23 protein-coding genes and 1 riboswitch are annotated in these 25,469 nt (G+C 64.1%); of the genes, 11 read left to right on the forward strand and 12 right to left on the reverse strand.

All coding sequences use genetic code 11. From position 1 onward, the window contains the following. Nucleotides 1-55 precede the first annotated feature (55 nt). A complete protein-coding gene (locus CK230_RS12800) occupies nt 56-1,378 on the reverse strand; it encodes a tetratricopeptide repeat protein (RefSeq protein WP_095817545.1) in 1,323 nt (440 codons plus the stop codon). A gap of 112 nt (nt 1,379-1,490) precedes the next feature. Then, entirely contained in the window at nt 1,491-2,114 is a 624-nt protein-coding gene (locus CK230_RS12805; protein ID WP_095817546.1) for a LysE family translocator, read from the reverse strand. 329 nt (nt 2,115-2,443) lie between these two features. Here CK230_RS12805 and CK230_RS12810 point away from each other — a divergent pair, with 329 nt between their 5' ends. From CK230_RS12810 to CK230_RS12835, 6 genes are all read left to right on the forward strand, one after another. Next, the gene (locus tag CK230_RS12810) at nt 2,444-3,112 is read left to right on the forward strand and encodes a L,D-transpeptidase (RefSeq protein WP_245429915.1); all 669 of its coding nucleotides are present in this window, start codon (nt 2,444-2,446) and stop codon (nt 3,110-3,112) included. Nucleotides 3,113-3,226: 114 nt separating this feature from the next. Beyond that, nucleotides 3,227-4,393: a diphosphate--fructose-6-phosphate 1-phosphotransferase gene (locus CK230_RS12815; protein ID WP_095817548.1), complete on the forward strand. Its 1,167-nt coding sequence runs from the start codon at nt 3,227-3,229 to the stop codon at nt 4,391-4,393. An 11-nt stretch (nt 4,394-4,404) separates the two neighbouring features. Continuing rightward, a complete protein-coding gene (locus CK230_RS12820; protein WP_095817853.1) occupies nt 4,405-5,151 on the forward strand; it encodes an MBL fold metallo-hydrolase in 747 nt (248 codons plus the stop codon). A gap of 187 nt (nt 5,152-5,338) precedes the next feature. Beyond that, nucleotides 5,339-6,886 (forward strand): DegQ family serine endoprotease, encoded by a 1,548-nt coding sequence (locus tag CK230_RS12825; protein ID WP_095817549.1) that lies wholly within the window; start codon nt 5,339-5,341, stop codon nt 6,884-6,886. A 113-nt stretch (nt 6,887-6,999) separates the two neighbouring features. Further along, nucleotides 7,000-7,611, forward strand: a complete 612-nt coding sequence (locus CK230_RS12830) for a sulfite oxidase-like oxidoreductase (protein WP_095817550.1) — start codon at nt 7,000-7,002, stop codon at nt 7,609-7,611. Nucleotides 7,612-7,636: 25 nt separating this feature from the next. Next, nucleotides 7,637-8,383 carry a ferredoxin reductase gene (locus CK230_RS12835; protein ID WP_095817551.1) on the forward strand — a complete coding sequence of 249 codons (747 nt, stop codon included), beginning with the start codon at nt 7,637-7,639 and terminating at the stop codon, nt 8,381-8,383. A 57-nt stretch (nt 8,384-8,440) separates the two neighbouring features. On the opposite strand, the gene CK230_RS12840 is transcribed toward CK230_RS12835, so the two are convergent. Both CK230_RS12840 and CK230_RS12845 read right to left on the reverse strand, forming a co-directional pair. Next, a complete protein-coding gene (locus CK230_RS12840; protein ID WP_095817854.1) occupies nt 8,441-9,541 on the reverse strand; it encodes a hybrid-cluster NAD(P)-dependent oxidoreductase in 1,101 nt (366 codons plus the stop codon). Between the two features lie 20 nt (nt 9,542-9,561). Beyond that, nucleotides 9,562-10,809 carry an aromatic ring-hydroxylating dioxygenase subunit alpha gene (locus tag CK230_RS12845; RefSeq protein ID WP_095817552.1) on the reverse strand — a complete coding sequence of 416 codons (1,248 nt, stop codon included), beginning with the start codon at nt 10,807-10,809 and terminating at the stop codon, nt 9,562-9,564. Nucleotides 10,810-10,917: 108 nt separating this feature from the next. Continuing rightward, nucleotides 10,918-11,120: riboswitch (cobalamin riboswitch) on the reverse strand. Between the two features lie 483 nt (nt 11,121-11,603). On the opposite strand from CK230_RS12845, the gene CK230_RS12850 reads away from it, so the two are divergent. Next, nucleotides 11,604-11,810 (forward strand): DUF680 domain-containing protein, encoded by a 207-nt coding sequence (locus tag CK230_RS12850; RefSeq protein WP_095817553.1) that lies wholly within the window; start codon nt 11,604-11,606, stop codon nt 11,808-11,810. Between the two features lie 71 nt (nt 11,811-11,881). Continuing rightward, on the forward strand, nt 11,882-12,112 hold the full coding sequence (locus CK230_RS12855; RefSeq protein WP_095817554.1) for a DUF680 domain-containing protein: 231 nt from the start codon (nt 11,882-11,884) through the stop codon (nt 12,110-12,112). A 74-nt stretch (nt 12,113-12,186) separates the two neighbouring features. Here CK230_RS12855 and ugpC read toward each other — a convergent pair whose 3' ends face one another. From ugpC to CK230_RS12880, 5 genes are all read right to left on the reverse strand, one after another. After that, complete coding sequence (gene ugpC, locus CK230_RS12860) at nt 12,187-13,299, reverse strand: sn-glycerol-3-phosphate ABC transporter ATP-binding protein UgpC (protein WP_095817555.1); 1,113 nt, start codon at nt 13,297-13,299, stop codon at nt 12,187-12,189. A gap of 35 nt (nt 13,300-13,334) precedes the next feature. Next, nucleotides 13,335-15,011: an alpha-glucosidase gene (locus CK230_RS12865; RefSeq protein WP_095817556.1), complete on the reverse strand. Its 1,677-nt coding sequence runs from the start codon at nt 15,009-15,011 to the stop codon at nt 13,335-13,337. A gap of 4 nt (nt 15,012-15,015) precedes the next feature. Continuing rightward, nucleotides 15,016-16,170 (reverse strand): carbohydrate ABC transporter permease, encoded by a 1,155-nt coding sequence (locus tag CK230_RS12870; RefSeq protein WP_095817557.1) that lies wholly within the window; start codon nt 16,168-16,170, stop codon nt 15,016-15,018. Nucleotide 16,171: 1 nt separating this feature from the next. After that, entirely contained in the window at nt 16,172-17,185 is a 1,014-nt protein-coding gene (locus tag CK230_RS12875) for a sugar ABC transporter permease (protein WP_095817558.1), read from the reverse strand. Between the two features lie 191 nt (nt 17,186-17,376). Then, a complete protein-coding gene (locus CK230_RS12880) occupies nt 17,377-18,732 on the reverse strand; it encodes an ABC transporter substrate-binding protein (protein WP_095817559.1) in 1,356 nt (451 codons plus the stop codon). 359 nt (nt 18,733-19,091) lie between these two features. Between CK230_RS12880 and CK230_RS12885 the strand changes: the two genes are divergently transcribed. The 3 genes from CK230_RS12885 (at nt 19,092) to CK230_RS12895 (ending at nt 22,197) form a co-directional block, all read left to right on the forward strand. Further along, nucleotides 19,092-20,114: a substrate-binding domain-containing protein gene (locus CK230_RS12885; RefSeq protein ID WP_095817560.1), complete on the forward strand. Its 1,023-nt coding sequence runs from the start codon at nt 19,092-19,094 to the stop codon at nt 20,112-20,114. A 242-nt stretch (nt 20,115-20,356) separates the two neighbouring features. Beyond that, the gene (locus CK230_RS12890) at nt 20,357-20,644 is read left to right on the forward strand and encodes a hypothetical protein (RefSeq protein WP_095817561.1); all 288 of its coding nucleotides are present in this window, start codon (nt 20,357-20,359) and stop codon (nt 20,642-20,644) included. Nucleotides 20,645-20,850: 206 nt separating this feature from the next. Beyond that, the gene (locus CK230_RS12895; RefSeq protein WP_095817855.1) at nt 20,851-22,197 is read left to right on the forward strand and encodes an FAD-dependent oxidoreductase; all 1,347 of its coding nucleotides are present in this window, start codon (nt 20,851-20,853) and stop codon (nt 22,195-22,197) included. Nucleotides 22,198-22,517: 320 nt separating this feature from the next. Here CK230_RS12895 and CK230_RS12905 read toward each other — a convergent pair whose 3' ends face one another. Genes CK230_RS12905 through CK230_RS12915 form a run of 3 tightly spaced genes read right to left on the reverse strand, consistent with a single transcriptional unit; the run spans nt 22,518 to nt 25,190 of the window. After that, complete coding sequence (locus CK230_RS12905) at nt 22,518-23,969, reverse strand: S8 family serine peptidase (RefSeq protein WP_095817562.1); 1,452 nt, start codon at nt 23,967-23,969, stop codon at nt 22,518-22,520. After that, a complete protein-coding gene (locus CK230_RS12910) occupies nt 23,959-24,627 on the reverse strand; it encodes an anti-sigma factor (RefSeq protein ID WP_095817856.1) in 669 nt (222 codons plus the stop codon). The genes CK230_RS12905 and CK230_RS12910 overlap by 11 nt, the downstream gene beginning before the upstream one ends. Next, nucleotides 24,624-25,190 carry a sigma-70 family RNA polymerase sigma factor gene (locus tag CK230_RS12915; protein ID WP_095817563.1) on the reverse strand — a complete coding sequence of 189 codons (567 nt, stop codon included), beginning with the start codon at nt 25,188-25,190 and terminating at the stop codon, nt 24,624-24,626. Before CK230_RS12915 ends, CK230_RS12910 begins: the two co-directional genes overlap by 4 nt. Nucleotides 25,191-25,469: the final 279 nt, after the last annotated feature.

Raw genomic sequence — 25,469 nt, forward strand, 5'->3', positions numbered from 1 at the left:
TCGGATCTCGAAAAAATCTGGCTTGGCCAGTTTTTAGGGCAAGATCAGTCCCGGGTCAATTCTCAGACAAATCGGATGCGCGCTGCAGGAACAACGCCGACAGCGGGCTGTCCGGCCGCGCCAGCTGCCGTTCGGCGGTAAGCGCTCGCGCCAGCGCCGTATCGCCGGCGCGCAGCGCGGCTTCGATCAGCGTCAGGTCGATCACATCGCGTTGCGCATGGCTGCCGCCGAAGCGGTGCGCGATCGAGCGGATCGGCCGGATCAGGCGCACGGCCTCGTCGTAATTGCCGTCGCCGAATGCCTTGATCGCAAGCGTCAGCGGGTGGCCGACATCGCGCGTGAACGCGGCATTGTCGTCGCTGCCGCGCATCGCCTCGTGCTGCGCCTCGATCAGCGTTTTTGCCGGCGCCTCCAGCCCGGCGCCGACAAAGGCCATCATCGCATGCGCGTCGTTAAAGGCATAATTGCCGCCGCCGGCCTTGTGCCAGTTGTCAGCCAGAGCCGTCCAGCGGCCGCCGACATCGACGCCGCCGAGGCGCAGCCGCCACAGGATTGCCGAAGCATCGACCATGTTGAGCGCCATCGTCGATGCCTCGCCATAGATAGGGCCGTCATAGAGCGCCAGCACCTCGGCGACCTCGCCGAGGTCGTAGTGGAACAGCGCCAGATGCCACCAATTGTGCACCTTGAGGAAGCTTTCCCTGGTCCAGGCGTCGGGATTGGCGCGCATCCAGGCAATGCCGTCTTTTTGCCGGCTCTGCATCTCCATGACATGGGCGACGGCGTGCTGCGCCCAGCCGTCGCGCGGCTCGAGCTCGACAGCCGTGCGGCCAAGCCTTTCGGCGCGGGCATAATCGCCCATCTCCTCGAGCCCGAAGGCCTGCATGCCGAGAACCGCATGATAGCCGGGCATGTCGCTTCGCCAGGCTGGCAGGGCGCGGCCGATGCGGTCGCGCAGCATGCGGGCATTGCCGGTGAAGAAATCAATCTGATGCCCGGTCAACAGCGCCACGAGATCGAGCGGATGGTCGATGGCGACATCCTCGAGGATGCGGGAGGCTTCATGCCAGCGCCCCCAGGCAAGATGGCCGAGGGCCGCGACATGCGCCCGCTCGCGAGCCGTGGCGGCGAGCGGCAAGGCCGCCTCGTGGCATGCTCTGGCCACGATCGTTGCCTCGCGCTCGGTGGCAAGGCCGAAGAGGTAGCCCTTGAACACATGCGCCATGACGAAGCCGGGATCCTCGGCGATCGCGCGATCGGCGGAGCCGACCGGATCGCCGATGAAACATTGCAGCTCATGCACGGCGCGGGCGTAGGATGAAAACCCGGCTTCGGTCGCGCCCGAGTAGGTCAGGCCGAATGCGTCCTTCAGCGCCATAGGGTGTCCTTCGACGATCGCGAATTTGCTGGAGCCCGATCCTAAAGCATCGCCATCCAAGCCGCCAACCCGTTGTCGATAGTGCCTCCGGCCTGCCGGGCTGGCCGTCGCCTCAATTCCCAGACCGCATCGCCACCGTGGCGATGCCGGCGCCGACCAGCAGCGTGCCGCCGGTGCGATTGAAGATGCGGATCGCCTTCGGGTTGCGCACGATCGCGCGGGCCCTCGATGCGACCAGCGCGTAGCCGAACGCATTGGCGAAGGCCAAGGTCAGGAAGGTCGTTTCGAAGATCAGCGTCTGCGTCCAGAAGTCGGCATGCCGGTCGAGGAACTGCGGCAGGAAGGCGACGAAGAAGGTGATGCTCTTCGGGTTCAGCGCCGTCACCAGCCAGGCATGCGCCATCATCCTTGCGGCCGAGACCGCGTCGGTGCGCGGCTCCGCCTTCAGCGCGCCGCCGGCGCGGAACAGTTTTATGCCGAGATAGATCAGATAGCCGGCGCCGATCACCTTGAGCACGGTGAACACGGTGGCCGAAGCCGCGAGCAGCGCGCCGATGCCGAGCATCGACAGCGTCATGGCGGTGAAGTCGCCCAGCGCGACGCCCACCGCCATCGGCAGCGCGGTGCGCCAGCCCTGGCCCAGCGCATAGGAGACCACCAAAAGGATCGTCGGGCCCGGAATGACCAGAAGGATGGAAGAGGCGGCGGCGAAGGCAGCCCAGTTTTCGAAGGACATTTCCCTGCTCCTTGAGCGCAAAGAACAGGATAAATCCTGGGGTCGGCGGGAATGTAAAGAGGCCGTTGGAAAAACCTTCGGCGCGCCTGTGCCCGGGCACGTCGGCCGCCGCAACGATCCGTTACGGTTAAGCTGGACCAGCACCCTTTCACGCTTTTTCAACCATGAGTGACGAAAATGCCCTTATCCGGCCGGACCGTGCTTCCCGCCGGCAGCGTAGGGTTTGGTGTATGCGCGAGTTGCCGCAAAGTCTGACGCCGCCTTCCAACGGCGCAATCGATACCGAAATTCAGCTTTCCCGTCGCGCCTTGCTTTCGGGCGCCGGCGCCATGGCGGTGCTGGGCCTTGCCGGCTGCAGCACCACCGACACGCTCGACCTGCCGCAAATGCAGCTCGACAACACCGTCACCGGTTCCGTGCCACCCATTCGCCCGGCGATCAGCGTCGACAAGAACATCACCGGCCCAGATGTGATGTATGCCTCGCTCACCGATGGCGGTTTCGAGGTGCCGGCCGTGCCGTGGCAGAAGGTCAAGCCGCAGTTCCGCCGCCAGATCGTCGTCGACAAGACCGGCGAGGCGCCCGGCACCATCGTCGTCCACCTGCAGGAACGCATGCTCTATCTCGTCCAGCCGGGCGGCGACGCCATCCGCTACGGCGTCGGCATCGGCAAGGACGGCTTCCGCTGGTCGGGCCGCGCTAACATCCAATATGGCCGCGAATGGCCGGTATGGACGCCGCCGCCGGAAATGGTCCAACGCAAGCCGGAACTGGTGAAATGGCAGGGGGGACAGCCCGGCGGCCTCACCAATCCGCTGGGCGCCCGGGCGCTCTACATCTACCAGAACGGCAAGGACACCGGCTATCGCATCCACGGCTCGCCCGAATGGTGGAGCATCGGCCAGGCGATGTCGTCGGGCTGCGTGCGCCTGATCAACCAGGACATCATCGACCTCTACAGCCGCGTTTCCAAGAGGAACCCGGTCGTCGTCGTCTGACCTTGTTCGGCGGCCTGTCCGGCCGGCATTTCCGAGATACCGTTTCTTCCGTTGCGCGATGCCGCAAGACAGGCGAAGGTGCCCTGAAAACCTTCGCCTCGGGAGAGAAAGAGCATGACCGGAACTTTCGTCATCGCGCAGGGCGGCGGCCCGACCGCCGTCATCAACCAGACGGTCGTCGGCGCCACGCTGGAAATCCGCAAGCGCCATCCCGGCGCCAAGGTGCTGGGCTCGATCCATGGCGTGCGCGGCATCCGCGACGGCAATTATGTCGATCTCTCCGCCATTCCCGAGGACCGGCTGCGGCTGATCGCGGGCACGCCGAGCGCCGCCCTCGGCTCGACCCGCGACAAGCCGGACGCCGCCTATTGCGAGGTCATCCTCAACGGGTTGAAGAAGGCCGGCGCCGATGCCTTCATCTATATCGGTGGCAACGACACGTCGGGCACGCAGCAGATCCTGACCGATGCCGCCGGCGGCTCGATCGCCTTCGTGCATGCGCCCAAGACCATCGACAACGATCTCGAGGAGAACGACCACACGCCGGGCTTCATCTCGGCGGCCGAATTCGTCGCCGGCGCCTTCCTCTCGGTCGATCTCGATTTCCGCGCTTTGCCCGGCATCTATGTCGGCATCGTCATGGGCCGTCACGCCGGCTTCCTCACCGCCGCCGCGGCCGCCTGGCAGCTCGATCCCGACAGCGGCCCGCACCTCATCTACGTGCCGGAGCGCGCCTTCTCGGCCAAGCGCTTCATCGACGAAGTGCGCGAGAAGCTCGACCGCCACAAGCGCTGCATCGTCGCCGTCTCGGAGGGCGTCAGCACCGCCGACGGCAAGGCGCTGGTCGAGAGCCTGGTGCCGCCGGAGAAGCTCGAGCGCGACCAGCACGGCAACGTCAAATTGTCGGGCAGCGACCTGCCGGCAGCACTTGAGCGTGCATTGGCAGAAGGTCTGCCGGGCAAGCGCGCCCGGGTCGATGCGCTGGGCTACATGCCGCGCGGCTATGTCGGCGCCATCAGCGCCGTCGACGCCAAGGAGGCCTTCGACGCCGGCGCCTTCGCGGTTGCCGTGGCCGGAGAAGGCGGCGGCTCGGTGGCGATCCAATACGACGGGTCGAAGATCGTGCTGAAGAAAGTGCCGCTGAAGGCGGTGGCCGGCAAGACCCGCCATATGCCCGACGATTTCATGCAGCCGGACGCCAACCAGCTTTCGGATGCCGGCATGGCCTATTTGAAGCGGCTGGTGCCGGAAAAATACAAGGTCGGGAAGCCGTTTGTCTGATGGGCGGTCCGATGCCCGAGCTTGAGGTTGGCGACTGGTTCGGCAAGGCGAAAGTCGATGCCGCCACGACGATGCTGACCGAGCCCTTCGTGCATGATTTCGTGCGCGCCAACATCTGGCATTTGAAGGGCCGCGACGCCGACCTTCTGGTCGATACCGGCATGGGCATTCGTCCGCTGGCGCCGCAGATCGACACGCCGGTCGGCAAGCCGCTCATTGTTGTCGCCACGCATATCCATCTCGACCATGTCGGCTCGCTGCACGAATTCCCGCTGCGCATGGGGCCTAAGATGAGCGCGGCGCGCTTCGACGACATGGATGATGCCGTCACCTACGCCTACATGTTCCACAATCTCGACGGCGCCGTCTCGAAGCTGCCGGCGCTAGGCTGGAAATCGGCCGATTATCGGATTCCTTCCGCGCCGCTGACCCGCGCGCTCGACGAAGGCGATGTCGTCGATCTCGGCGACCGGAAGTTCCGCGTGCTGCATCTGCCGGGGCACTCCCCGGACTCCATCGCGCTTTTCGACGAAGCCGATGGTCTCTTCTTTGCCGGCGACGCCATCTATGACGGCATGCTGATCGACGACCTGCCGGACTCGGACCGCTCGGCCTATTGCCGCACCATGCAGCGCCTGCTCGACCTGCCGATACGCATCGGCCTGGGCGGCCACGGTCCGAGCTTCGACTCTGCCCGCATGCGCGAAATGGCCTCGTCCTACCTGCGCCGGCGCGAGCGCATCGTAAGCGGCCTCTGAATTAAATCTTCGTAAGGTCACCTCAAAACCCTAATTCGGGCCATTCGGCAACCTAGATGACTGTCTGTCGAGACGGCCGGGCTGCCATGCACGGCGAGACAGGCAGATCTGGCCATCGGCACGTCGACGGGCGATCCCTTTGGAGCGCCCGCGACGCCGGATCAACTCTCGCCCGGACAGAACGACCATGTCACCATCAAGCATTCTTCGCAGACATCGCGTCGCCGCCCTGCTGGGCGCCGCGCTGATCATTTCTCCCGTCATCGTCTCCTTCGCCCAGAGCAATTCGGGCCTCAGCAACGTGGCCGCGACGACCCAGACTCCTGTCGCCGGCATCACGGCCCCGAACGGCTCTTTCGCGCCGGTCATCGCCGTCACCAAGCCGGCTGTCGTCACCATCACCTCGATCATGAAGGCGCAGCCACAGGCGGGTGATGACGGTTCGCCCCTCGGCGGCAATGTGCCATTCGACCAGTTCTTCCAGCAGTTCTTCGGCGACCAGGGCATGCCTATGCCACGGACGCCGCCGCAGCAGCAGCAGGGGCAGCGCGCCGAGGCGCTCGGCTCCGGCTTCATCGTCGGCGCGGACGGCACCATCGTCACCAACAATCACGTCATCGACGGCGCCAGCTCGATCAAGGTGACGCTCGACGACGGCACCGAGCTTCCCGCTAAGCTGGTCGGCCACGACGCCAAGAACGATCTCGCGGTGCTCAAGATCAAGGCCGACAAGCCGCTGCCGACCGTCAAATGGGGCGATTCCAGCAAGCTGATGACCGGCGACCAGGTGCTGGCGATCGGCAATCCATTCGGGATCGGCACCACCGTCACCGCCGGCATCGTCTCGGCGCGCGGGCGTGACCTGCACAGCGGGCCGTTCGACGATTTCATTCAGATCGACGCGCCGATCAACCACGGCAATTCCGGCGGCCCGCTGGTCGACGTCAACGGTAATGTCATCGGGATCAACACCGCCATCTATTCGCCCAATGGCGGCAGCGTCGGCGTCGGCTTCGCCATCCCGGCGGACCAGGCGCAGAAGGTCGTCGCCAAGCTGATGAAGGGCGGCGACATCGAATACGGCTATCTCGGCGTGCAGATCCAGCCGGTCACGCCGGATGTCGCCAGCGCCATCGGCCTCGACCATCCCGGCGGCGCGGTGGTTTCCCAGGTCACCGACGGGTCGCCGGCGGCCAAGGCCGGCATTGAAACCGGCGATGTCATCACCGGCTTCGGCGGCCAGGAGATCAAGGATCCCAAGGATCTGTCGCGCGCCGTAGCCGACGTGTCGCCCGGCGCCAAGGAAACCGTCGATATCTGGCGCAAGGGCAAGGCGATGCAGATCTCCGCCGATGTCGGCCGCAACGCCGAAGATCAGAAGACCGCCTCGAACGGCAATGAAGGTCGCAGCCCATCGGCCGAACAGGGCTTGCGCGTTCCCTCGCTCGGCCTCGGCTTGACCGACCTGACGCCCGATATCCGCGACCAGCTCAACCTTGCCGGCAACCAGCGCGGCGCGGTGGTCGAGCGGGTCAATCCGGACAAGGCGGCTTCGGTGGCCGGCATCCAGCCGGGCGATGTCATCGTCGGTGTCGACCAGACGCCGGTAAGGACGGCCAGGCAGGCCAATCAGGCGATCGCCGAGGCCGCCAAGTCGGGCAAGAAGTCGGTGCTGTTGCTGGTCGATCGCGGCGACGCGCAGATCTTCGTCGCGGTCCCGTTCGCCGCCGGTTGACGAGGTCTTGGCGGCCTGCCTGTTGTAAGGCGGGTCGCCAAGATTCCTGTTGCCCGTAGAGGCATATTCGAGAACACTGCGCGCATCGTTCCGCCGGTGCAGGAGATGTCTCGATGGTCACGCGCGGCTTCTTTTCCGGACGACGTCCTCCTTCCGACACCGACGCGCGCATTCCGCCGGGCCAGTATCTGGAGCAGGGGTTTCCCGTGCTGTCGGCAGGGCCGACGCCGCGCGTGCGCACCGAGGATTGGTCCTTCACGCTCAAGCAGGGACCCAAGCCGATCAAGAAATGGAACTGGGCCGAGTTCAACGCCCTGCCGCAAAGCAAGATGACGCGCGACATCCATTGCGTGACGGCCTGGACCAAGTTCAACACGCCCTGGCAGGGCGTCATGATCGACGACATCCTCGCCGACGCCGGCATCGAGCCGCCGACCACTTTCACGCTGGCCCATTCCTTCGACGGCTATTCCACCAATGTGCCGACCAAGGACCTCGTCACGGGCAAGGCAATGGTGGCGCTGCTCTATGAGGGCAAGCCGATCACAGCGGACCATGGCGGGCCGGCGCGGCTATTGGTGCCGCATCTCTATTTCTGGAAATCGGCCAAATGGGTGAACGGGCTGCAGTTCACCGAGCGCGACGAACCGGGCTTCTGGGAATTGCGCGGCTATCACATGTATGGCGACCCCTGGCGCGAGCAGCGCTATTCCAGTGACCCGTGACGGGGCGGTTCGTGAGCAGCAATCGATGAGTGCCGAGCCGTCGCCGCAATCGCCCTGGCAGGCAGCCACGATCACCCGCATCGAAAAGCGCACGCCGCGCGTCACCAGCTTCTGGTTCCAGCCGTCGCGGCCCTTCGCCCATCTGGCGGGCCAGCACGTCGACATCAGGCTGACAGCGCCGGACGGCTATCAGGCGCGCCGTTCTTATTCCATCGCCTCGGCGCCGGAAGCAGGCGGTGGTATCGAGCTGGCGATCGAGCGGCTCGACGACGGCGAGGTCTCGCCCTTCTTCCACGACGTGGCCGCCGTCGGCGACGAGATCGAGCTGCGCGGCCCGCTGGGCGGCCATTTCATCTGGGAGGAGAGCGACGGCGGGCCGATCCTTCTGGTCGGCGGCGGCTCCGGTGTCGTGCCGCTGATGGCGATGGTGCGCCATCGCACGTTGCGCAACAAGGCGGTGCCGGTCGCGCTGGTGTTTTCGGCGCGGATCTGGGACGAGGTCATCTTCCGCGACGAACTGATCGGCTTGGACGACCGGCTTGACGGATTCAACCTGGTGCTGACGCTGACCCGTGAGGCGGCCAGGCGTCCCTCCGACTATTCCCGCCGCATCGACGCTCGCATGATGGCGCAAGCCGTCGAGCGTCTGCCCAAGGCGCCGAAGCTCGCCTATGTTTGCGGCTCGAACGCGTTCGTCTCGGCCGCCGCCGACGCCTTGATCGGCGCCGGCGTTCCCGCGGAAATCATCCGCACCGAGCGCTACGGGGTTTAGAAGCATGACCCCGACGAGGATGATCCCGCAACGGTCCTCGCCTCGACCGACAAGCCTTCAGGCCTCGATGTCCAGCGCCGACAGCGGCCTCGAACAGCAGGCCAGGATATAGCCGTCATCGATCTCGTGATCGAGAATGCCGCCATTGTGGCTCATCGAGACCTCGCCCGAGACCTTTTTCACCTTGCAGGTTCCGCAGAGACCGAACTCGCAGGCCGCCGGGATCCTGACGCCCGAAGCGCGCGCCGTCTGCAGCACGGTCTGTCCGGCGACGCATTCCGCATCGACGTTTGAAAGCGAAAAGCGGACCGGCGTCACCGCCTCGGCGAGCGGCTCGGCGTCGTCGCCGGCCGGCATCGCGAATGGCGCCGGGACTTCTTCAACGGCCGGCGCCGCGAAGCTCTCCTGATGGTAGCGGCTCATGTCGAAGCCGGCGGCCTCCAGCATCTGCCGCACGGCGCGCATGAAAGGGTCGGGCCCGCAGCAGAAGATTTCCCGTTCGCGGAAATCAGGTGCCAGAAGCGGCAGCCGGATCGCGTCGATGCGGCCCATATGGCCGAACCAGCCCTCGCGGCTCGACCGCTCCTCGATCATGAAGCCGAGCGACAGGCCGGGCATGCGGCTGCCGAGCAGTTCGAGCTCCTTGCGGAAGATGATCTCTTCCGGGCGGCGCGCGCAGTTGACGAAGCCGACATCGGTCCAGGGCGCGCAGTCGTTCAGCCAGCGCAGCATCGACATCATCGGCGTGACGCCGGATCCGGCCGAAATGAACAGATATTTGGCCGCCGGATGGCTGTGCAGCGAGAAATCGCCGGCCGGCCCGTAGGCTTTCACATGGACGCCGGGCTTCAGATTGTCGAACATCCAGCGCGTGCCGACGCTGCCGGCTTGCGCTTTCACCGTCACCGCGATCGAGAACGGCCGCGACGGCGAGGACGACAGCGTGTAGGTGCGCATCAGTGGCCCGTCGGCCGTCGGCAGTTCCAGCGTTACGAACTGCCCGGGCTTGTAACGGAACCAGGTCTGATTGTCGGAGCGGAAGGTGAATGTCTTCACCTGCGGCGCCTCGTCGCTGACGCCGATCACTTCCAGCACCTGCAGCCTGTCGTTCCAGGGCGCCATCTCGTCGAGATGGCGATAGAGGCCGAGATCCGTCATCGCGTTCATCTCCTTAGCCTTCAGGCGACGCTGCGCAGCGCCGGGCGACCGCCTTCGGCAAGGCGCGGACCGATGAAGGAGGCGTACCACTCGACGAACTGGATGACGCCGCCCTCATGCAGCTCGGAATAGGGGCCGGGCTCGTACGCCGGCGACAGGATGCCGAGCGCGTTTTCCTCGACGATGCGGCGGTCCTGATCGTTGGTCTCGGTCCAGACATGGGTGAGCTCTGCCAGATCGTAGTCGACGCCTTCCACCGCGTCCTTGTGGACCAGCCATTTCGTCGTCACCGCGGTCTCGGTGGCGCTGATCGGCAGCACACGGAAGGTGACGGCGTGGTCGATGAGGATATGGTTCCACGTGGTTGGATAGTGGTAGTGCATCAACGTGCCGATACGGTCGGCGGCGACGCTGGCGGACAGGTTTTTCATCACGGCGCGCTTGCCGCTCATCGTGTAGCTGACGGCATCGCGCAGCAGCGGCGCGCGCGTGGCGCGGTATTGGCCGGCCGGATCGATCCGGAACCGGCTCGGCAGACCCGCCGCCTCGCATTTCGCCCAGTGCGCAAGCATTTCCGGATCGCTGTCGGCGCCTTGTACACCTGTCACGGTCGGCGCTTCCGGGAAAGTCTTGCACAGTTCCGGATGGTTGCCGGCGCAGTGATAGCACTCGCGGTTGTTCTCCCAGACGAGCTTCCAATTGCCCTTCTCGACGATCGTCGATTCGAACGCGACCTTCGCCTCGCTCAATCGGTGCGGCAGGAGATAGGGTTCGATCATGGCGCGCATGGGCGCGAAGTCGGCAGGCTCCTTTGCCAAGCAGATGAAGATGTAGCCGCCGACGCTCTGGCAGGCGACTGGCTTCAGGCCGAACTGGCTCTTGTCGAAGCCGTCGGCCATCTGGCGCGCAAACAGCAGCCGCCCGTCGAGCTCGTAGGTCCACTGATGGTAGGGACAGACCAGCTTGGCGGCGGTGCCCTTGTCGGTGTTGCACACGCGGCTGCCGCGATGCCGGCAGGAGTTGTGGAAAGCGTTGATCGTTCCCTTTTGGTCGCGGACCAGCACCACCGGATAGTCGCCGACCTGAACGGTGATGTAGCTGCCTGGTTTCGGCAGTTCGCAATCATGGCCGATGAACAACCAGTCACGATACCAGATCAGCTCCATGTCGAGCTTGAAATAGTCGGGATCGGTGTAGAAGGGCTGCTCGAGCGAGTAGCCCGGTTTGCGGCTCTGCAGGAGCCTCAGCATGTCGTTGCGCGCATCCATGTCCTGTCCTCGCATCAAGGACTGAACTGGTGGTGATGGAGAAGAACGACCGCCACCGGCAGGGCCGGGCGCGCGCCGTCCGCCTCTTGACCGCCCACCGCGATCAGTCGAGTTCAAAATCTCTCTGGCTGGTTTCCGGGCTTTGGAGTTGCCCTCGCGGGCGGCCGCAACACCTTCCCAGGCCCATGGCCCAGTGGTCTCCCGTTGCGACTTCACTCCACCACCGTTGCGGGGGCAGCGCCGGAATTCGACCGGCTTCCCAATTCTCCGCCTCGTCGCGACGAAGCGGCACCTGAGATGGCCTGATCTAACCACGACCGCCGGTTTCCCGTCGGCATGAAAACGACATCGCATCCATGCGGCGCGACAATGGGCGCCGTATTCACGGTGCCGATTCCCGTCCTTTTCGCCTTGCCCTCCGGCTTCCGGGACGAGGTTCGGGGAGGGCCCTGGATGGTTAACAGTATCAAAAAGTGACTATTAGCAGATTCTAAAATCGAACCGAACGGTTCGTTTCTGTTGACGGTGCGTGCAGAACGCTGTGAACGTGGCGCTCCGACACACTTGGTGAGCCAACTGCCAATATCGCATAAGCAATTGGTTTAATTCATTAAAAAATGATCGTAGGCATGCTTATCAAAAACTTCAAGATGCGGATTCATGGTCCAGACGGAAAAACTTCGTGATTGGAATCCGGCGATCGACTTACCCAAATCAGCGCTGTCCGAACGACGCGATTTCATTCCCAAGACACGCCGCTAGACGGACGGAATAAAGATACTGGAGTAGCAAAAATGAAAAAGATTGTTCTCACTGCCGCCGCCCTTCTGGCGATTTCCGGCAGCGCCTTTGCTGGTAGCGATAATTACAACGCGCAGGCTGCCAATCCGCCGGCGGCATCGGTCGACTCTTCCTACACCGCCTCGGTCCGCAAGTACGAACCGGCTGAACAGAAGCCTGTCACCACGGGCGCCGACCGCAACCTTTTCGGTAACAACTAACAGCCGACTTCGAACCGGCGACCGGCTCGCCCGTCGTCTCGGTCGGATCAAGAAATTCAGGAGTACCTAAGATGAAAAAGATCGTTCTTGCCACCGCCGCCCTGATGGCCATTTCCACGGCCGCTTTTGCGGGCAGCGACAACTACAACAATAGCGGCGTCAACCAGCCGGCTCCCGCCGTGGATACGACCCGCACCTCGTCGATCGGCACCGATTCGCCGGTCTACAAGCTGCTGAACTCGGGCGACGCGCAGAAGTCGGCGCCGCAGGGCAGCGACCGCGACCACTTCGGCAATCGTTAACAGCCGACCTTGACTTAAAACAGGAGCGGCGGGCCAAGGCCCGCCGCTTTTTCTTTGCGTGGCGCTCTGTCCGCTCAGGCCGCCCTCGCTTCTTCGCGATGCAGTGTGAAGGAATGCCCGTCGGCATCGAAAATATGCAGATCGCCGGCGCTTGCGTTGAGCCGCAGTGTCTCACCGCGCTTGACCTCGACATTGCCCGGCAGCTTGGCGACCAGCGGCAGGTCTGCGCGGCCGATGTCGATATAGACGAGCTGAACCTCGCCGAGCTGCTCGATATAGTCGACCTTGCCCTCGAAGAGGTAATCGGAATCGGTGGCGATCAAGAGATCCTCCGGCCGCACGCCGAAACTGACCGCTGCGCCATTCGCCGAGGCAGGCGTCGCGATCGGCACCGTGGCCTTGCGGTCGCCGACATGGCTGACCACGGTCGGATTGCCGGCCTTCTCGATCTTCGCCGGCAATATGTTCATCGCCGGCGAGCCGATGAACTGGGCGACGAACAGATTGCCGGGGCGCTTGTAGAGCTCCATCGGCGTGCCGACCTGCTCGATCCGGCCGTCCTTCAGCACCACGATGCGGTCCGCCAGCGTCATCGCCTCGACCTGGTCGTGGGTGACGTAGATCATCGTGGTGTTCGGCATCGATTCCTTCAGCTTGGCGATCTCGATGCGGGTGGCGACGCGCAGCGCGGCGTCGAGATTCGAAAGCGGCTCGTCGAACAGGAACACTTTTGGGTTGCGCACGATGGCGCGGCCGATCGCGACGCGCTGGCGCTGGCCGCCCGACATCGCCTTGGGCAGGCGGTCGAGATATTTGGTCAGCTGCAGGATTTCCGCCGCCTGTCGCACCCGCTTGTCGATCTCCGCCTTGCTTTCCTTGCCGATCTTCATCGAGAAGGCCATGTTGTCGTAGACCGTCATGTGCGGATAAAGCGCATAGGACTGGAACACCATGGCGATGCCGCGCTTCGACGGCGGCACGTCGTTCACCACCTCGCCGTCGATCTTCAATTCGCCCCCGGTGATCTCCTCGAGCCCCGCGATCGACCGCAGCAGGGTAGATTTGCCGCAGCCCGACGGCCCGACGAAGACGATGAACTCGCCCGATTTGATGTCGAGGTCGATGCCGTGCAGGATGTTGAGGTTGCCGTATGACTTCTTCACCTGGTTGAGCGTGACATCGGCCATGTTTGTCTCCTCCCGTTGATTGCTGTTTTGCAAGTTCAGTCGATGCGCCCGAACCAGGCGCCGTAACCGCCGAAGCGGACCGGCCCGCTGCCAGTCTGTCCCGAAAAGCCATGCCCGGGCAAGGGTTGCAGCGCGCCCTGGCCGAGATTGATCTCGGCTGGTTTGCCGCCGAGATTGAAGGCGCAGACGATCCGCTCGTTGCCATCGCGGCGCGTGAAGGCGACGGTGTCGCCATCGCTTTCGATGAAGTCGATATCGCCCTTGGCCAGCGCCGGATGCTGGCGCCGGAAGGCCAGGAAGCGCCGGTAATGTTCGAGCAGTGAGCTGGCGTCGCCCTGCTGCACATTGACTGCCTGCGACAGGTGCTTGCCCGGCACCGGCAGCCAGGGTTTCGCAGCCGAGAAGCCGCCATTCTTGGCGGCCGCTTCCCACACCATCGGCGTGCGGCAGCCGTCGCGGCCCTTGAATTCCGGCCAGAAGCGGATGCCGTAGGGATCCTGCAGATCCTCGAATTTCAGCTCCGCCTCGCCCAGCCCGAGTTCTTCGCCCTGATAGATGCAGACCGAACCGCGCAGCGACATCAACAGCGCCGAGATCACCTTCAGATAGGCGGTCGGGTCAGCCTCGTTGGCTGCCCAGCGCGAGGCGACCCGCATCACGTCATGGTTGGAGAAGGCCCAGCACGACCAGCCGTCGCTGGCCACCGTGCCGAACGCCTCCAGCACCGCGCGCACTTTCGCCGCGCTGATCTTCTCCGGAGCCAGGAAGTCGAAGGAATAGCACATATGCACGCGCTTGCCGTCGGCGGTGTAGGCGGCGACCACCTCGAGGCCGCGCTGGGAGTCGCCGACCTCGCCGACGGCGGCCTGCGCCGGATATTCGTCGAGAAGCGCGCGGAAACGCTCGAGGAAGCCGAGATTCTCCGGGCGGCTCTTGTCATAGATATGGTCCTGGTAGTTGTACGGGTTGACCGCGGGTGCGGTCTGGTCGTTGCGCTGTTCCGGCGGCAGCGCCGGGTTGTCCTCCAGCCCCTGGCTGTGGAAGTAGAAATTGATCGTGTCGAGCCGAAAGCCGTCGACCCCGCGCTCCAGCCAGAACCGGGTGATGTCGAGCAGCGCGTCCTGAACTTGCGTATTGTGGAAATTGAGATCGGGCTGCTCGGCCAGGAAATTGTGCATGTAATATTGCTGGCGACTGGTGTCCCACTGCCAGGCCGAGCCGCCGAAGATCGACAGCCAGTTGTTGGGCGGCGTGCCGTCCGGCTTGGCGTCCGCCCACACATACCAGTCGGCCTTCGGGTTGTTGCGGCTGGAACGGCTTTCCTTGAACCAGGGGTGGATGTCGGCGGTGTGCGACAGCACCTCATCGATCATCACCTTGAGCCCCAGCCGGTGGGCTTCCGCCACCAGCGCGTCGAAATCGGCCAGCGTGCCGAACATCGGATCGACGTCACAGTAATCCGAGACATCATAGCCGAAATCCTTCATCGGCGATTTGAAGAAGGGCGATATCCAGATGGCATCGACACCGAGCGAGGCGATGTAGGGCAGGCGCTGAACGATGCCTTTCAGGTCCCCGATGCCGTCGCCGTTCGAGTCCTGATAGGAGCGCGGATAGATCTGGTAGATCACCGCGCCCCGCCACCAGTCGCGGTCGATGGCAGGATCTGCGGCGGGGTCTGGTCTCGAAGTCGCCTTCAAAGCCGATTGCATGTCTTCAACCTCCTTTCACCGAGCCGGCAAGCAGCCCGCGGACGAAATAGCGCTGCAGCGAGAAGAACACGGTCAGCGGCACGATGATGGTGATGAATGCCGATGTCGTGAGGATCTCCCAATTGCCGCCTCTCGAGCCGAGCAGCGCATTGAGCTGCGCCGTCAACACGATCTGGTCGGGCGCGGTTCCCAGGAAAACCATCGCCACCAAGAGATCGTTCCATACCCACAGGAACTGGAAGATGGCAAACGAGGCAAGCACCGGAAACGACAGCGGCAGCACGATCTTGACGAAGATCTCGAAATCGCTTGCGCCGTCGATGCGCGCCGATTCCATGATCTCGCGCGGCAGGCCGGCAATGTAGCTTCTGAGCAGGTAGATGGCGAAGGGCAGGCCGAAGCCCGTATGCGCCAGCCAGATGCCGAGATAGGTCTTCGACGGTACGCCGAAGAAGGTGCCGACGCCGTTGTAGAGCTTAAGCAGCGGGATCAGCGACATCTGCAGCGGCACCACCAGAAGGCCGATGATGACCGCGATCAGCAGCGCCCGTCCGGGAAAGCGCATCCAGGCCAGCGCATAGGCCGCGAAGGCCGCGATCAGGATCGGGATCACCGTCGCCGGGATGGTCACCGTCAGCGAGTTCATGAACGAGCGGCCGATGCCTTGCGACAGAAGCACGTTCTGGTAGTTTTCCGTGGTGAATTTCGGCGGCGCCGAGGACGCATAATAGACGCGCTGGCCACGATCGCCTTCGAAGGCTTTCGGCGAAGACAGCACGAAACTGCCGTCGGCGTTGACTTGCAGGCTCACCCCGTCGCCCAGATCGGCCGCCGAGCCGGCCTTGTACTGTGTCGGCGCCGCCGCCTTGACACCAAAGGCGCTGATGTCGCGCTTGGCGCCGTCGCCGAAGACATTGCCCTCGATGACGTATTTACCGTCCTTCTGGGTCTGCGCCGAGGCGGCCGGCAGTCGTCCGGCCTCGGTCTGGCTGGAGCTGGCGAAGGAATTCCACCAGCCGGAGGCGATGATCTGGTCCTTGTCGCGCAGCGACGAGACGAGAATGCCGAGTGTCGGGATGGTCCAGATGACGACGAAGACCAGCACGGCGATATGAACGCCGAAGCGGCTGGCGAAGGACTTTCCGGTGGACGCGGCCATCTCAATGCCCTCCCGTCTCTTTGTTGGCCTGGCGGATGTTCCAGACCATGATCGGAATGACCGCGATCATGATGATGATGGCGATGGTGGCGCCGCGGCCGAAATCGCCGCCGCCGCGGAACATCCAGTCGAACATCAGATTGGCCAGCACCTGGCTGCTCCATTGGCCGTTGGTCATTGTCAGCACGATGTCGAACACTTTCAGCACCAGGATGGTGATGGTGGTCCACACCACCGCGATGGTGCCCCAGATTTGCGGCACCATGATCTTCCAGAAGATCTGGAACGGGTTGGCGCCGTCGATGACCGCCGCTTCCAGCGTCTCTTCCGGAATGCCGCGCAGCGCCGACGACAGGATCACCATGGCAAAGCCGGTCTGGATCCAGATCAGGATGATCATCAGGAAGAAGTTGTTCCAGAACGGCAGCGAGATCCACACCTGCGGCTGGCCGCCGAAATACTGGATGATGGCGTTGAGCAGGCCGATCTGTACCTGGCCTTCGCCGCGATATTCGTAGATGAATTTCCAGATCACGCTGGCGCCGACGAAGGAGATGGCCAGCGGCAGGAAGACCAGGCTCTTGGCGATCGTGCCCCACCAGATCTTGTCGGTGAGCACGGCGATGATCAGCCCCAGGAAGGTGCAGGCCGCCGGCACGACAGCCAGCCACAGGATGTTGTTGAAGATCGAGTTGCGGAAATCATGATCGCCTAATGCCCATTGGTAGTTGGCAAAGCCGACGAAGTGCTCGCCGCCGCGATCGAGGAAGGAGAGCCGCAGCGTCTCGATCACCGGATAGATCAGATAGATGGTCAGGATGATCATCGCCGGGCCGACGAACAGCCATGGCCGCACCAGGCCTTGGCGGCGCAGATTGTCGACGGCGGCGCTGCCGGAGACGCCGCGCGACGGGAAGATCAGATCGAGCAGTTTGTTGGCGCCCCAGAAATAGGCGACACAGCCGCCGACGCCGATGATGATGACGAATATGGCCGAGAAAATCTGAGCCGCCATGGGTCCCTCTCCCTGCGCATGACGGCCAGGCAATGCTGGCGGCCGCATGCACCGACTTCATGAGTTGTTCGGAACAATCGAGACGCGAAGGCTTCCGGCGGGCGCTGCCGGTCGGACCCGGGCCGTAGCCCGGATCCAGATGGAGGATGAGGAAATATCAGGCCGCGCGCGGCGGCCTGTTCGCCACTCGCCTACTTGATGGCATCCCAGCTCTTCTGGATGTCTGCGGCGACGTCCTGCGCGGACTTGCCGCCGACCAGGTCGATCATGCCGGTCCAGAAGGAGCCCGCGCCGACCTTGCCGGGCATCAGGTCGGAGCCGTCGAAGCGCACCGTGGTGGCTCCAACGAGGATCTCGCCCTGCTTCTTCAGCGCGTCGCTGCCATAGGCGTCCTTGTTGGCCGCCTTGAAGGGGGTGACGAAGCTCTTCTGCGCCATCCACAATTCATGCGCGAGCGGCATCTGCAGGAACTTGATGAACTCGCGCGAGGCCTTGGAGTCCTTGGTGATCATCACCAGCGTTCCGGCCACTTCCAGCGGCGTGCCCAGTTCCGGCTTGGAGGCATAAGGCGGATAGGGGAAGAAGTCCGCATCCTGGCCGAGCTTCACGTTTTCCGGGAAGAAGGAAGGAATGAACGACGCCTGATGGTGCATGTAACACTTGGGCGGAACGGTGAAGAGGCCCTTCGGACTGTCGCGGAAGTCGGTCGCTGCGACGGCCTTGGCGCCGCCATCCACCATCTTGTCGTCGGTCGCGATCTTTCCGAAGATGTCGAGGGCCTTGACCACGGCCGGGTCGGTGAACGGGATCTCGTTCTTCGTCCATTTGTCGTAGACTTCCGGCGGCTGCGTGCGCAGCATGATGTCCTCGACCCAGTCGGTCGCCGGCCAGCCGGTGGCGCCGCCCGAACCCAGTCCGATGCACCATGGCTTGCCGCCGTCGGCGACGATCTTCTTCTCGAGGTCGGCCAGTTCTTCCTGGGTCTTCGGGACCTTGTAGCCGGCCTCGTCGAAATTATCCGGCGAGTACCAGACCAGGCCCTTCACGTCGATCTTGTACGGGAAGGCATAGAAGCCGGACTTGCCGTCCTTGCCCGTATAGGTGCCGAGCTTGGCCCAGGAGTCGCCGGCGGCGTAGTTTTCCTTGATCCAGGCGGCGACGTCGTCGCCCAGCGGAGTCAGCACGCCCTTGGAGGCGAGATCCTGGATCAGGCCAGGCTGCGGCAGGACGGCGATGTTGGGCGGGCTGCCGGCCTGGGTGTCGATGACGATCTGCTGCTCATAGTTCTCGGACGAGGAATATTTCACCTCCGCGCCGGTCGCTTCCTGGAAATAGTCGAGGACTGAACGCACAAGCGTCTCGTCCTCGCCGCGCCACGGGCCGAAGATCGTCAGCGTTTCGCCCTTGAGGTCGACCTTCTTGAGGTCGTCGTAATTCGCCCAATGGAATTTCGAATCCTCGCCCGGCTTGAACTTCAGTTCGGCATGTGCCGGCAGGCCAAGGGTGAGCGCAGCGAACGCGGCACCCAAGAGAAGCATTTTCTTCATCGCAGTCCTCCCAGTGTTGAGACAGTTCGGACGAAACCTCCATTTCGTCCGCCGACGCCCACGGAACTGTGACTCAGCGAGAAGGCAATCGCAACCTTTCGAAGAGCGTTCCAAAGCGCTTTGGCTGACTTGATCTCGCCATTGAATCGCCTTGAAGTCAAGAGGTTCATGTTACTAATCGATTTAAAAAGCGCCAAATGCTCCAAGAAAGTGCAGTGCAGCAAGCTTTTTTGGCGCTGCAGCAGCAATTTCGGCTTCAAACACAGTCCAGGCGCCTCTAAGGTCATTTCGTCTGGCGATTGCGCCAGCGATCATCGGATCGATTAAAATTGAAAGCGCTTTGAGGCCGGAGGCCTCCGATGAACCTCAAGCAACTGTCGCATATGCTGTCGCTTTCGCAGACCACGGTCAGCCGCGCATTGAACGGCTACCCCGAGGTCAGCGAGGAAACCCGGCGCCGGGTGATGGACGCCGCCAAGCGCCACGGCTACCGGCCGAACCCATCCGCGCGCCGCCTCGCCACCGGCAAGTCGGGCATGATCGGCTATGTATTGCCGACGGGTGCATCCGTCGACATCGACCCGCATTTCGTCGAATTCCTCTCCGGCCTCGGCGACTATGCCCGCGCGCACGAGCTCGACCTCGTGCTGTCGCCCGCCGATGCCGACGATGAGGAGACCACCTACCGCCGCATCGTCGCCAACCGGCAGGTCGATGCCGTCTACATCTCCTCGCCGCGTCCGGCCGACCGGCGGCTGGCCCTGGTCAATACGCTGGGCATACCGTTCATCGTGCATGGCCGCAGCGAAGGTTTGGATTTCGACTATCCCTATCTCGATATCGACAATGAGGGCGCCTTCCACGAGGCGGCGCGGCTGCTTCTTCAGCTCGGCCACAAGCGCCTGGCGCTGATCAACGGCAATGAGCGCGAGACCTTCGCCATCCACCGCGAGCGTGGCATGCGCCGGGCGCTTGCCGCGAGCGGGCTGACGCTCGGCGAGCGTCACATCCGCTCGGTGACCATGACCGAGGAAAATGGCTATCGCGCCGCCCGCCGCCTGCTCGAGGAAAGCGACCCCCCGACGGCGATCGTCTGCTCCAGCCTGATCATGGCGCTGGGCGTGGTGCGCGCCGTGCGCGATCTTGGCCTTACCATCCCGGGCGACCTGTCGCTGGTCGCCCATGACGACGTCTTCCCTTGGCTGCGGCCGGAAAATTTCCCGGTGCCGCTGTCGACGACGCGCTCCTCGATCCGCCTCGCCGGCGCCCGCGTCGCCGAGCGCCTCGCCGCGCGCATATCGGGGCTGGAAGAGGGGGCTCGCGGCGAGGTCTGGCCCGTCGATCTGGTGGTGCGGGGGTCGGTGGCCGGCGCGCCGGTATAGGGATCAGACTCAGCAGCCGGACTGCGGGCGCGCTCAGCTGAAAAGACGAGCGCTCGATGAATCGGTCCTAGACTAAGCCAATTTCCGCCCGCCGCGCTCCACGTTAGTGTAAGACGTTCAAATTTGAGCTTCTGCACTCATGCTTTGTCGAGAGTATCTCCTGTAGTCTTTGGCTCTTCTGCGCCAAAAGTTGGCCGTTCAAAGCGCGGCCGGCAACGATGACGACGAAATAGGAGGACGCAATGACTCGCACTCACGTTGAACGTCTTGGAGAGTTCAGGGAAATCCTGGTCGCGACTCGACGCGAAGGCGTCCGTAATGTGCACCACACTCGCGACGCGATGCGGGCAAGTGGCTTTCAGATCGGGGACAGCGATGGCTCCAGCTACGGCGCGCAACTGAAGGCGCTTCAAGAGCAAATTGAGGCGGTCGATCGCGCCATCGAAGACGAGAAGCGGTTGGCCTTGGTTCTCGAGAGTGCGGTTCAATCCCGCCGGCCGGCCAAGCCGAGAATCGTGAAGGGTGCATAGAGCCAACTACGGCCGCTGGTGAAGCTGGGCTTCCAACGGGAGCAGGGGCGCCGGTATAGGGGGCAGGATCCAACGGCTTCACCTGCCGCCTCCTTCATGGGCTGCATTTACTCCCGTGGGACAACGGTCTGCCTGCGCCTGCTCCTGATTTTGGAAGGTGGCAACGGGTAAGTCAGAGTCGTCAGCCAGTCCTTCAGGTGCGCCTTTTGCCCACATTCCCATTCACCGAAGCGGATCCAATCCAGTACCTTGGTCCTCCGCCGAAGTTTTCGGAGGTGGTGATCGTCGGTGGCGGCATTATCGGCGTGACGACAGCCCTGTTCCTCGCCACCCGAAACATCCCGGTGACGCTGCTGGAAAAGGGCCGCGTCGCGGCCGAGCAGTCCTCGCGAAATTGGGGCTGGATCAGAAAGCAGGGACGGGACGCGGACGAACTGCCGATCGTCATCGAGGCCATTCGCCTGTGGCGGCAGCTGGCTGAAGAAAGCGGCGAAGACATCGGGCTGAAGCAGACTGGCGTGACCTATCTGGCGAACGCCGAAAAGGACATGGCCGGCTTCGAAACATTCATGAAGGTCGCCGCGGCCCATGACCTCGACACGCGTCTCCTGGATGCGGACGAAACCGCAAAACTCATCAACGGCATGTCGCGAAAGTTCAAGGGCGCGATGACGACGCCCTCGGATATGCGCGCGGAGCCTTGGCTGGCGGTGCCTGCGCTGGCCAGGCTAGCCGTGCGAAAAGGCGTCAGGATCGTGGAGAACTGCGCGGCGCGGACCCTCGACATCGCGGCCGGCAGGATCAAGGGCGTGTGGACCGAGGCCGGATATATCGAGACCTCCAGCGTGCTGGTCGCGGGCGGCGCCTGGTCCTCCCTGTTCCTGGCGCGGCACGGTGTGTCCATCCCCCAGCTCAGCGTCCGTGTAACCGTGGCCGCGACGGAGCCTTTGCCCGAGATCTACGCGGGCGCGGCCGCCGACGATCACATCGCTTTGAGGCGCAGGCAGGATGGCGGCTACACGCTCGCCGGCGGTGGTACCCACTTGCTTTATCTGGGGCCCGACGCATTCCGGCACGCCACCAAATATATCCCCGCCCTCAGGAACGACCCGTTCGGAGCGCGTTATTTTCCGTACGCCCCGTCAGGCTACCCGGACGGCTGGTCGACGCCGCGCGATTGGGCGCCGGATTCAGAGAGCCCATTTGAAAGGATGCGGGTGCTCGACCCAGCCCCTGAACCGGCCCGGCTGCGTGCGATCGAACGCAATTTCAAACAGCTTTTTCCCCAGTTCGAGAAAGTTCGCTTGAAGGTCGGCTGGGGCGGCATGATCGACGCCATGCCTGACGTCGTCCCAGTCGTGGATCAGGTGCAGGCGATCGGCGGTCTTTTCGTCGCGACCGGAATGAGCGGCCACGGCTTCGGCATCGGGCCCGGCATGGGCCGCGTCGTCTCCGACATGATCCAGGGAAACGACACGGGGCACGACCTCAGCCGCTTCCGGCTGCCGCGCTTCTACGATGGCAGCCCGGTCCGGTTGGGTCCGGCGCTTTGAATGGGTCGCGCGCGGTCCATTCTCAATCGCTGTGGCAACGGCAATTGGTCGGTGGCGGTCACCGCGATGATAGGAGTCGACGAGACGCTCGCAGGATCGTGTTCCGACAGACGAGACGCGTCGAGTTCCTTCACACCCCCCTCTGTCCTGCCGGACATCTCCCCCGCAAGGGGGAGATTAGACGTCATCACTGCCTTCGCCAATCATCGACGTTGAAGAAGTTGGGCCGGCGCTGAATCTACTGATCTCCCCCCTTGCGGGGGAGATGTCCGGCAGGACAGAGGGGGGTGCTGTCCCGCGGACATCGCGAGTATGAGGGACTACTCCTTCGCCGCTTCCGCTGCCCTGATATCCAGTAGCCCATAGCCGAAATCATTGTCGCGCCCCTTGGGGCCAAGATCCTTGGCCGTTGCCGCCAACGCCTTCTCGATGTCGTCGGCCGAGCGATCGGGCGCGGCGTGGATCAGATTGGCGATGGCGCCGGACACGATTGCCGCCGCGAAGGACGTGCCCGTCACCACGTCCGAGCCCGCTCCGCTCGGCGCCACCATTTCGACGCCCGGCGCCGAGATGAAAACATAGGCGCCGCGATTGGCCTGCGGCATCAGTCCGTCCTTCGCGTCGGTGGCGGTGACGGCAATGACGCCGTCGAAGGCGGCCGGGTAGCCATAGGGCGCCTTCGGGCCGTTGTTGCCGGCGGCTGCCACCAGCACCATGCCCAGCGCGCGGGCATTGCGGCAGGCGGTGCCGAGCAGGTCGTTCTTCGGACCGACGAAGCTCATATTGATGATGCGCACATTCTGCTCGGCAGCCCAGTCGAGTGCCGAAAGGATGACGTCCATGGTCGACTTGCCGCCTTCGAAGGCCCGTGCGTGATAGATTTTCGCGCCCGGCGCGATGCCTTCCAGCGGACCGACGCCGGCGATCAGCCCGTCGACCGAGGTGCCGTGGTCGCGCTTCTCGGTCGGCACGTTGGGCATGGCGTCATATTGGTCGGCGATGACGCCCTTCAGCGCGGGGTTGGTATCGTCGATGCCGGTGTCGATGACGGCGACGCGCACATTTTCGCCGCTTGCCTGCTTGGCATCGAGCGCGATGCGGTCGAAGGCATAGTTCACGATGCCGGCCGCCTGCTGCAGCGAATAGATATGGTTCGGCTCGCGCCGCTGCGTGCGGCCGTCGGCGGCGAGCTGCGCCAGCACCACGCCGACGGGCCGCCCGTCGGTGATGCCGAAGCGCACCAGCGTCGAGCCCAGCAGCCGCGACTGGCGCTGCGAGCGCACCTGCAGGCCGAAGGAATTGGCGATCTGCTGCACCACGCCGGCATCGCCATCCACTGTCACCAGCACCTCGTCGGGCACGAACTCGCCGGCGACGGCGCGCGGTGGCTCCGCCATGTTGAGCCCTTGAGGCACCGTGACCGGCCCGCTCGGCGTCGGTGCGGGAGCCGGCGTGTTGCCGGAACCGTTCGATGACGATGTTCCACCGGATGGCGCGGGCGCTTGCGGGGCCGCCGGCGGGTTCGGGAACAGATCGACGATCAGCGCCGGCAGGAACACCGCGCCGCCCGTGGCCGTGCCGCTGCTCGGCGCACCACCGTTGCCCTTGGCGCCGCCGTCCTTGTCGCAGCCGCCGCCGGCCGCCGTCGTGCGGTTCAGGCAATCCAGCTGTTTTTGCGTCAGATTGGGATCATTGGTCTGCGCAAACACGGGCGCGGCGACAATAGCCGCCGCAAGGAGCGCCGCATGCAGAATGACTGCCTTAGCCGCCATCGACCGGTTTCCTTCCCTGGATCACAGTATCCGCGAAAGGCTGGGCGGCAACAAGGCCGACGAGCCTGTCGTAATCGGCCGCCGTGCTGGCCGGGATCGCCAGGTGGAACACGCCGTCGGCAGTCGGGCCGCCGGCTATCTTCAGCCCGTTCTGGCCAAGGAAGGCGGCGATGTCGGCCACCTTGGCGTCCGGCTTGAACTTGACCAGGGCGAAAGGCAGCTTCGCCAGATCGTCCTGAGCGCCAGCCACCTCGAAGTCGTTGCCCTTGCCGCCCGGCTGTTCGAAGGACTGCACCAGCACCAAGGCAAGCAGCGCCGCGGCCGCTGCCCAGGCGACGCCGGCAGGCATCGCTGTCACCCGGCCGAAGACCTTGGCCAGCCAGGATTGGCCGGCGGGTGCGCGCACGGGGCCGGCCTCGGCGTCGAGCGCCTTGGCGAAACGGCTCAGCGCATCGGCCGGCGGCCGGATCGCCTCGTTGGCGGCGGCGGTGCCGGAGAACTCGGCTTCCGCTTCGCCAAGTGCTGCCATCGCCGCGGGATCGGTGGCCAGCCATTCCTCGACGGCTTCCAGCTCGGCGCCTTCCAGCGAGCCGTTCAGGTAGAACGGCAGCAGCGTCTCCATCTCGTCGCGGCGCGACATCTTTTCAGCGGCGCTCATGGCCACCCCCTGTCGTAACCGGCGGCCTTGAGGGCTTCGCCGAGTTTCTTGCGGGCGTAGAACATCCTGGTCTTGACGGTCGCGACCGGAATATCGAGCACCTCGCCGATCTCGGTCACCGACTGTCCATGGTAATAGGCAAGGTCGATCACCGTGCGATGTTCTTCCGGCAAGGCATCGACGAAGCGGCGCAAGGCGGCGGCCTTGTCCTCCTTCATGGTGACGACTTCCGGCGTGTCGGCGCTGTCGGGGACCTGCGCCGCGTCATCGTCGTCGATCCAGTCTTCCTTCTTCTTGCGCAGCATCGACAGCGCCTTGAAGCGGGCGATGCCGAGCAGCCACGTGGAAACTTCGGAGCGGCCCTCGAAACTGGGCGCCTGTTTCCACAGCTCGAGAAAAACCTCGTTTGCGATATCGTCGGCCATCATTTCCGATCCCGTCTGGCGCGCCACGAAGCGGTAGATCCGCGCGTGGTGACGCATGAACAGGAGCCGGACGGCGGCCCGGTCACCCTTCGCGACCCGGCCTACAAGCGTGCGATCGGTTTCCGTCGCCGCATTCATGGCCGGTCGAGCCGCCTGGCTCCTCTAAGCTCTGTCGCTGATCGGTCCAAAAAGGTTCACCCTCCGCCAAGGATTTTTCGGAGGCTAACCGAAGAGCGAGGGCGTTGCCAGAGGCGCGAGGTTTCCCCTTCTCCCCTTGTGGGAGAAGGTGTCGCCGAAGGCGACGGATGAGGGGTGCTCCAGGGAACGCCAGCGTCTCACTCCGCTGGAACACCCCTCATCCGTCTCGGCGCTGCGCGCCGATCCACCTTCTCCCACAAGGGGAGAAGGAAAGGCGGC

It is taken from the genome of Mesorhizobium sp. WSM3859 (genome assembly GCF_002295065.1).
In the GTDB taxonomy this organism is placed as follows: Bacteria; Pseudomonadota; Alphaproteobacteria; order Rhizobiales; family Rhizobiaceae; genus Mesorhizobium.

What these genes read in the sequence shown, in the direction of transcription:
- CK230_RS12800 (WP_095817545.1), bottom strand. Translation starts at nt 1,378, where the DNA reads ATGGCGCTGAAGGACGCATTCGGCCTGACCTACTCGGGCGCGACCGAA.
- CK230_RS12805 (WP_095817546.1), bottom strand. Translation starts at nt 2,114, where the DNA reads ATGTCCTTCGAAAACTGGGCTGCCTTCGCCGCCGCCTCTTCCATCCTT.
- CK230_RS12810 (WP_245429915.1), top strand. Translation starts at nt 2,444, where the DNA reads ATGGCGGTGCTGGGCCTTGCCGGCTGCAGCACCACCGACACGCTCGAC.
- CK230_RS12815 (WP_095817548.1), top strand. Translation starts at nt 3,227, where the DNA reads ATGACCGGAACTTTCGTCATCGCGCAGGGCGGCGGCCCGACCGCCGTC.
- CK230_RS12820 (WP_095817853.1), top strand. Translation starts at nt 4,405, where the DNA reads ATGCCCGAGCTTGAGGTTGGCGACTGGTTCGGCAAGGCGAAAGTCGAT.
- CK230_RS12825 (WP_095817549.1), top strand. Translation starts at nt 5,339, where the DNA reads ATGTCACCATCAAGCATTCTTCGCAGACATCGCGTCGCCGCCCTGCTG.
- CK230_RS12830 (WP_095817550.1), top strand. Translation starts at nt 7,000, where the DNA reads ATGGTCACGCGCGGCTTCTTTTCCGGACGACGTCCTCCTTCCGACACC.
- CK230_RS12835 (WP_095817551.1), top strand. Translation starts at nt 7,637, where the DNA reads ATGAGTGCCGAGCCGTCGCCGCAATCGCCCTGGCAGGCAGCCACGATC.
- CK230_RS12840 (WP_095817854.1), bottom strand. Translation starts at nt 9,541, where the DNA reads ATGACGGATCTCGGCCTCTATCGCCATCTCGACGAGATGGCGCCCTGG.
- CK230_RS12845 (WP_095817552.1), bottom strand. Translation starts at nt 10,809, where the DNA reads ATGGATGCGCGCAACGACATGCTGAGGCTCCTGCAGAGCCGCAAACCG.
- CK230_RS12850 (WP_095817553.1), top strand. Translation starts at nt 11,604, where the DNA reads ATGAAAAAGATTGTTCTCACTGCCGCCGCCCTTCTGGCGATTTCCGGC.
- CK230_RS12855 (WP_095817554.1), top strand. Translation starts at nt 11,882, where the DNA reads ATGAAAAAGATCGTTCTTGCCACCGCCGCCCTGATGGCCATTTCCACG.
- ugpC (WP_095817555.1), bottom strand. Translation starts at nt 13,299, where the DNA reads ATGGCCGATGTCACGCTCAACCAGGTGAAGAAGTCATACGGCAACCTC.
- CK230_RS12865 (WP_095817556.1), bottom strand. Translation starts at nt 15,011, where the DNA reads ATGCAATCGGCTTTGAAGGCGACTTCGAGACCAGACCCCGCCGCAGAT.
- CK230_RS12870 (WP_095817557.1), bottom strand. Translation starts at nt 16,170, where the DNA reads ATGGCCGCGTCCACCGGAAAGTCCTTCGCCAGCCGCTTCGGCGTTCAT.
- CK230_RS12875 (WP_095817558.1), bottom strand. Translation starts at nt 17,185, where the DNA reads ATGGCGGCTCAGATTTTCTCGGCCATATTCGTCATCATCATCGGCGTC.
- CK230_RS12880 (WP_095817559.1), bottom strand. Translation starts at nt 18,732, where the DNA reads ATGAAGAAAATGCTTCTCTTGGGTGCCGCGTTCGCTGCGCTCACCCTT.
- CK230_RS12885 (WP_095817560.1), top strand. Translation starts at nt 19,092, where the DNA reads ATGAACCTCAAGCAACTGTCGCATATGCTGTCGCTTTCGCAGACCACG.
- CK230_RS12890 (WP_095817561.1), top strand. Translation starts at nt 20,357, where the DNA reads ATGACTCGCACTCACGTTGAACGTCTTGGAGAGTTCAGGGAAATCCTG.
- CK230_RS12905 (WP_095817562.1), bottom strand. Translation starts at nt 23,969, where the DNA reads ATGGCGGCTAAGGCAGTCATTCTGCATGCGGCGCTCCTTGCGGCGGCT.
- CK230_RS12910 (WP_095817856.1), bottom strand. Translation starts at nt 24,627, where the DNA reads ATGAGCGCCGCTGAAAAGATGTCGCGCCGCGACGAGATGGAGACGCTG.
- CK230_RS12915 (WP_095817563.1), bottom strand. Translation starts at nt 25,190, where the DNA reads ATGAATGCGGCGACGGAAACCGATCGCACGCTTGTAGGCCGGGTCGCG.